The sequence below is a fragment of the Streptomyces sp. NPDC053560 genome (assembly GCF_044544605.1).
GTDB lineage: Bacteria > Actinomycetota > Actinomycetes > Streptomycetales > Streptomycetaceae > Streptomyces.
Genome location: NZ_JBITXI010000022.1, coordinates 104,811 through 111,151, shown reverse-complemented (window position 1 = coordinate 111,151; position 6,341 = coordinate 104,811). Strand labels below are relative to the sequence as shown.

Annotated in this window: 6 protein-coding genes; all 6 read left to right on the top strand. The window is 72.9% G+C overall.

The features are described from left to right. Positions 1 to 431 precede the first annotated feature (431 nt). The 6 genes from ACIGQF_RS36790 to ACIGQF_RS36765 all read left to right on the top strand — a co-directional run bounded on the left by ACIGQF_RS36790 (position 432) and on the right by ACIGQF_RS36765 (position 6,313). On the top strand, positions 432 to 1,031 hold the full coding sequence (locus ACIGQF_RS36790) for a hypothetical protein (RefSeq protein ID WP_399719888.1): 600 nt from the start codon (positions 432 to 434) through the stop codon (positions 1,029 to 1,031). Beyond that, complete coding sequence (locus ACIGQF_RS36785) at positions 1,028 to 1,897, top strand: hypothetical protein (RefSeq protein WP_399719886.1); 870 nt, start codon at positions 1,028 to 1,030, stop codon at positions 1,895 to 1,897. The genes ACIGQF_RS36790 and ACIGQF_RS36785 overlap by 4 nt, the downstream gene beginning before the upstream one ends. A 74-nt stretch (positions 1,898 to 1,971) precedes the next feature. Continuing rightward, positions 1,972 to 3,444, top strand: a complete 1,473-nt coding sequence (locus ACIGQF_RS36780) for an FAD-dependent monooxygenase (RefSeq protein WP_399719884.1) — start codon at positions 1,972 to 1,974, stop codon at positions 3,442 to 3,444. Between the two features lie 60 nt (positions 3,445 to 3,504). Then, on the top strand, positions 3,505 to 3,834 hold the full coding sequence (locus ACIGQF_RS36775; RefSeq protein WP_361567920.1) for a TcmI family type II polyketide cyclase: 330 nt from the start codon (positions 3,505 to 3,507) through the stop codon (positions 3,832 to 3,834). Then, positions 3,831 to 5,102 (top strand): beta-ketoacyl-[acyl-carrier-protein] synthase family protein, encoded by a 1,272-nt coding sequence (locus ACIGQF_RS36770; RefSeq protein WP_361567922.1) that lies wholly within the window; start codon positions 3,831 to 3,833, stop codon positions 5,100 to 5,102. The genes ACIGQF_RS36775 and ACIGQF_RS36770 overlap by 4 nt, the downstream gene beginning before the upstream one ends. After that, on the top strand, positions 5,099 to 6,313 hold the full coding sequence (locus ACIGQF_RS36765) for a ketosynthase chain-length factor (protein WP_399719880.1): 1,215 nt from the start codon (positions 5,099 to 5,101) through the stop codon (positions 6,311 to 6,313). The genes ACIGQF_RS36770 and ACIGQF_RS36765 overlap by 4 nt, the downstream gene beginning before the upstream one ends. Positions 6,314 to 6,341 lie beyond the last annotated feature (28 nt).

Below are 6,341 nucleotides of genomic sequence, written 5' to 3'. Positions count from 1 at the left end.
ATGGAACAGCCGCTGAACGCCCACCGCTCCGGCACCGTCAAGGGCCTGACCGCCGAGGTCGGCGCCTCCCTCACCGCCGGCGCCGTCATCTGCGAAATCAAGGACTGAAAAACCGCACCGGTCCGGCCGCGAAGACCTGACGCAAGTTGACATTCATCTGACACGGAATGCCTTGAGCGGTGCGGACCGGGCGGCGAGAATAGAGATATCGGCCGCCAGGGAAAACCTCCGGCCGGCCGGGAAGAATTAACTCGGCATTCTCCCGGAAAATCCGGAGCGAATTTACGGGGCCGGCCCGGCCGACCGCCCGGCGCACCGCATCCCGCGCCGTTCCCGATCCACCGCCGAGCCGTTCCTGGACCACCGCCAGAAGAGAGGGCAGTAAATTGCTGTGCCATCCGACCCTCCCGGACGTACGCCATGCCGGGGCCGTGGCGGTGTTCGTCAGCCACTGGTACACACCTGACCGCACCACGGCCCTGAAGGACCTGGACGAGGTCACCGCCCAGTGGGAGACCGCCGAGTGGCCGGACGACATCCTCTCCTTCAGCAGCTACCTCAGCGACGCCGGCGACACCGTACTGACCTACGCCCAGTGCGCCTCCGCCACCGCCTACCGCCCCTTCACCCGGTCGCTGGCCGGGGCCGCCTGCGCGGAGGCGGTGGAGTACCGGCTGCACCGCAGCTTCGTCCCGGCCGGTGCCGCCGCCGAGCCCCCCGGCTGCATGGTCGCCGCGTCCTTCGACACCGATGGCCCGCTGCGCCAGCGCCATGTGATCGAGGAGATCATCGGCACCGTCGGCCGCGAAGGCCCTTACGCTCAGGACGGGTTGCTCGGTACGCACTTCCACAGCAGCGTCGACGGCACCCGGGTGCTGAACTACGCGGAGTGGACCTCGGACGAGGCGCACGAGACCTTCCTGCGGGACGCCTGCTCCGGCCGGGCCCGCGCGGCCTACGAGGCCATCCCCGGGGTGCGGCCCATCGGCTACACCCGCTACCACCTCCACCACAGCGCGGTGCGCCCGTGACCATCGACGCCACCCCCGCCAACCGCTGCCAGTTCTACCTCAACTCCCTCCACTCACTTCTCTACTTCACCCCGGACCTGGACGAGAACCTGGCGGTCCACGGCGTCGACGACCCGATGGCCGGCTACTTCGCCGCCCGGACCGCGGCCCTGGGCCCCGCCGGACCGGGCACCCTCACCGCCGTCACCAACGGCTTCGCCCACCGGCTGATCGCCGGCCACTTCCCGGCCTTCTGGGACCGGGTGCCCCCGGCCGTCGTGCTCGCCGAACGGCTGCGCGCCGCCGACACGACCCTGCGCCGCTGCCTGGGCGAGGAGTTCGCCGAGGCGCCCGAGACCGCCGAGGCGGCCGAACTTGCCCTGCGCGCCGCCGAAGGGTGCGAGCGGGCCGGCCGCCCGCTGTACGCGGCCCACGCCGACCTGCCCGTACCGGACCGGCCGCACCTGGCCCTCTGGCACGCCGCGACGCTGCTGCGGGAGTACCGCGGCGACGGGCACTTCGCCGTACTGAGCCACGCGGGACTGGCCGGCCTGGACGGGCTGGTCTCGCACTCCGCAGGACCCGGAGGCATGCCCCGCGCCTTCGTGATGGCCAAGCGCGGCTGGACCGACGAGGACTGGATCGCCGCCGAGGAACGGCTGCGCGACCGCGGCCTCATGGACACGGCCGGGGCGCTGACCGCCCGCGGTCTGGAGCTGCGGGCGCAGGTCGAGCGGGACACCGACCGCCTGGACGCCGCTCCCTACGCACACCTGGGCGCCGAAGGCGTCGCCCGGCTCACCGCCCTGTGCCGCCGCCTGGTGACCACCGCCGCCGGCACCGGAGTCTTCCCCGCCCCCCTGCTGCCGGTCTTCGCCGACGCGTGACCGCGGCCGCCGCACGACGGCGCGGACCGTCGCGCCCCGACGGGACCACTCGCCCACCCAAGGAGAAAGAGGCAATGGACGCTGCAGTGATAGTTGTGGGGGCCGGCCCGGCCGGCCTCATGCTCGCGGGAGAGCTGCGGCTCGCCGGGGTCGACGTGATCGTCCTGGAGCGCCTGCCCGAGCGGACCGGTGAGTCCCGCGGCCTGGGCTTCACCGCGCGCACCATGGAGATCTTCGACCAGCGCGGGCTGCTGCCCCGCTTCGGCGACATCGAGACCAGCAACGTCGGCCACTTCGGCGGCCTGCCCGTCGACTTCGGCGTACTGGAGGGTGCGCACCAGGCCGCCAAGACCATCCCTCAGTCGCAGACCGAAGAGGTGCTGGAGGCCTGGGTCGGCGAGCTGGGCACCGACCTGCGCCGCGGCCACGAACTCGTCTCCTTCACCGACAAGGGCGACGCGGTCGAGGTCACCGTCCGGACGCCCGGCGGGGACACGCAGACGCTGCGCACCGGCTACCTGGTCGGCTGTGACGGCGGCCGCAGCACCGTCCGCAAGGCGGCGGGGTTCGACTTCCCCGGCACCGCGTCGACGCTGGAGATGTTCCTCGCCGACGTCAAGGGCCTGGACCTGGACCCGCGCATGATCGGCGAGACCTTCGAGGGCGGCATGGTCATGGTGGGCCCGCTGCCCGGCGGCATCACCCGCCTCATCCTCTGCGAGCGCGGCACCCCGCCGCAGCGCCGCAGCAGCGCCCCCTCCTTCGAGGAGGTCGTGGCCGGCTGGAAGCGCGTGACCGGCCAGGACATCTCGCACGGCGAGCCGGTCTGGGTCAGCTCCTTCGGGGACGCCACCCGCCAGGTCACCCAGTACCGCCGCGGCCGCGTCGTCCTCGCCGGCGACGCCGCCCACATCCACCTGCCGGCCGGCGGCCAGGGCATGAACACCAGCATCCAGGACGCGGTCAACCTCGGCTGGAAGCTCGCCGCCGTCGCCCAGGGACGCGCCCCCGAGGCCCTGCTGGACACGTACCACGACGAGCGGCACGCGGTGGGCCGGCGCCTCCTGATGAACACCCGGGCCCAGGGCCTGCTGTTCCTCTCCGGCGCCGAGATCCAGCCGCTGCGCGACGTGCTGAACGAGCTGATCGGCTACGAGGACGTCAGCAAGCACCTCGCCGCGATGGTCAGCGGCCTGGAGATCCGGTACGAGGCCGGCGGCGGCACCCACCCGCTGCTCGGCCGCCGCATGCCCGACCTGGAACTGACCCGCGCCGACGGCCGCACCACGAGCAGCACCGCGCTGCTCCACCCCGGCCGCGGCGTCCTCCTCGACCTGACCGACAACGCCGTCCTGCGGAACCGCGCGGCCGGCTGGGCGGACCGCGTCGACATCGTCACCGCCACCGGCCGGCCGGCCCCGGACAGCGCGCTGGCCGGCACCACCGCCGTCCTGGTCCGCCCCGACGGCTACGTGGCCTGGGCCGCCCCCGGCAGCCACCACGACCTGCCCATGTCCCTGGAGCGGTGGTTCGGCCCCGCCCGCTGAAAGCACCTCCGCACCGACCGCAGCGCCGGACTCCCACCGGCCGACAAGGAGAACCCACTCATGCACAGCACCCTCATCGTCGCGCGGATGAACCCGCAGTCCGCGGAGGACGTCGCCCGCCTCTTCGGCGAGTTCGACGGCACGGAGATGCCCCACCGCATGGGCACCCGCCGCCGCCAGCTGTTCTCGTACCGGGGCCTCTACTTCCACCTCCAGGACTTCGACGCCGACAACGGCGGCGAGCTCATCGAGGAAGCGAAGACCGACCCCCGCTTCGTGCAGATCAGCGACGACCTCAAGCCCTTCATCGAGGCGTACGACCCGGCCACCTGGCGCTCGCCCGCCGACGCGATGGCGACCCGCTTCTACAACTGGGAGGCCTCCGCGTGAGCGCCCGACGCGTCGCCATCACCGGCATCGGGGTCCTCGCCCCCGGCGGTGTCGGCACCAAGAACTTCTGGAGCCTGCTGAGCGAGGGCCGCACCGCGACCCGCGGCATCACCTTCTTCGACGCCTCCTCCTTCCGCTCCCGGGTGGCGGCGGAGATCGACTTCGACCCCGAGCTGCACGGCCTGTCCCCGCAGGAGATCCGCCGGATGGACCGGGCCGCCCAGTTCGCCGTCGTCGCGGCCCGTGAGGCCGTCGGCGACAGCGGCCTGGAGTTCGCGGACCTCGACCCGTTCCGCACCGGGGTCACCGTCGGCAGCGCCGTCGGCGCCACCATGGGCCTGGACACCGAGTACCGCACCGTCAGCGACGGCGGCCGGCTGGACCTGGTCGACCACACCTACGGCGTGCCGCACCTGTACGACTTCCTCGTACCCAGCTCCTTCGCCGCCGAGGTCGCCTGGGCGACCGGCGCGCAGGGCCCGGCCACCGTCGTCTCCACCGGCTGCACGTCCGGCATCGACTCGGTCGGCCACGCCGTCGAGCTGATCCGCGAGGGCAGCGCCGACGTCATGATCGCCGGCTCCTCGGATGCCCCCATCTCGCCCATCACGATGGCGTGCTTCGACGCGATCAAGGCGACCACGCCCCGCCAGGACAGCCCCGAGACGGCCTCCCGGCCCTTCGACAACACCCGCAACGGCTTCGTACTGGGCGAGGGCTCGGCCTTCTTCGTCCTGGAGGAGCTGACCGCGGCGCAGGCGCGCGGCGCGCACATCTACGCCGAGATCGCCGGCTACGCCACCCGCTCCAACGCGTACCACATGACCGGCCTGCGCCCCGACGGCGCGGAGATGGCCGAGGCCATCCGCGTCGCCATGGCCGAGGCGCGGCTGAACGCCGAGGACATCGACTACATCAACGCGCACGGCTCCGGCACCAAGCAGAACGACCGCCACGAGACCGCCGCGTTCAAGAAGAGCCTGGGCGACCACGCCTACGCCACGCCGGTCAGCTCCATCAAGTCCATGGTCGGCCACTCGCTCGGGGCCATCGGCTCCATCGAGATCGCCGCCAGCGCGCTGGCCATGGAGCACCACGTCGTGCCGCCCACGGCCAACCTGCACACCCCCGACCCCGAATGCGACCTGGACTACGTCCCGGTCACCGCGCGCGAGCAGCGCACCGATGCCGTGCTGACCGTGGGCAGCGGCTTCGGCGGCTTCCAGTCCGCGATGGTGCTCGCCCGGCCCGAGAGGAGCGAGGCATGACCACCTCCGTGGCAGTGACCGGCCTGGGAGTCGCCTCTCCCAACGGCCTCGGCACCCAGGACTTCTGGGCGGCCACCCGGATCGGCAAGAGCGGCATCGGCCGCGTCACCCGCTTCGATCCCTCCTCCTACCCGGCGACGCTCGCCGGCGAGGTGCCCGGCTTTGACGCCAAGGCCCACCTGCCCAGCCGGCTGATCCCGCAGACCGACCACATGACGCGCATGGCGCTGGTGGCGGCGGACTGGGCGCTGGCCGACGCCGGCATCGACCCCGGTGAGCAGCCCGCCTTCGACATGGGCGTCATCACCGCCAGCTCCTCCGGCGGCTTCGAGTTCGGCCAGAACGAGCTGCAGAAGCTGTGGAGCCGGGGCAGCCAGTACGTCAGCGCGTACCAGTCCTTCGCCTGGTTCTACGCCGTCAACAGCGGACAGATCTCCATCCGCAACGGCATGAAGGGCCCCAGCGGCGTCCTCGTCAGCGACCAGGCCGGCGGCCTCGACGCGCTGGCCCAGGCCCGGCGGCAGATCCGCAAGGGCACCCCGCTGATCGTCTCGGGCGCCGTCGACGCGTCGGTCTGCCCGTGGGGCTGGGCCGCCCAGCTGACCAGCGGCCGCCTGTCCACCAGCGACAACCCCGACCGCGCCTACGTGCCTTTCGACGCGGCGGCGCGCGGCCACGTGCCGGGCGAGGGCGGCGCTCTCCTCGTCGTGGAGGACACCGCGGCCGCCCGCGCCCGCGGCGCCCGGATCTACGGCGAACTCGTCGGCTATGCCGCGACGTTCGACCCCAAGCCGGGCACCGGCGGGGAGCCGGGCCTGCGCCGCGCGATCGAGCTGGCCCTGCGCGAGGCGGACTGCCGCCCGCAGGACGTGGACGTCGTCTTCGCCGACGCCGCCGGAACCGTGGAGCTGGACCGGATCGAGGCGGACGCGCTGCGCACCGTCTTCGGCGCCCGCGGCGTCCCGGTGACGGCACCGAAGACCATGACCGGCCGCCTGTACTCCGGCGCGGCGCCGCTCGACGTCGCCGCAGCGCTGCTGGCGATGGACGAGGGGCTCATCCCGCCCACCGTGCACACCGACCCCGACCCGGCCTACGACCTCGACCTGGTCGTCGGCCAGCCGCGCACCGCCGAGGTCCGCACCGCGCTGGTGCTGGCCCGCGGCCACGGCGGCTTCAACTCCGCCGTCGTGCTCCGCGCCGACGGCTGACCATCTGCCGTGCCCCGCAACGGCGCGG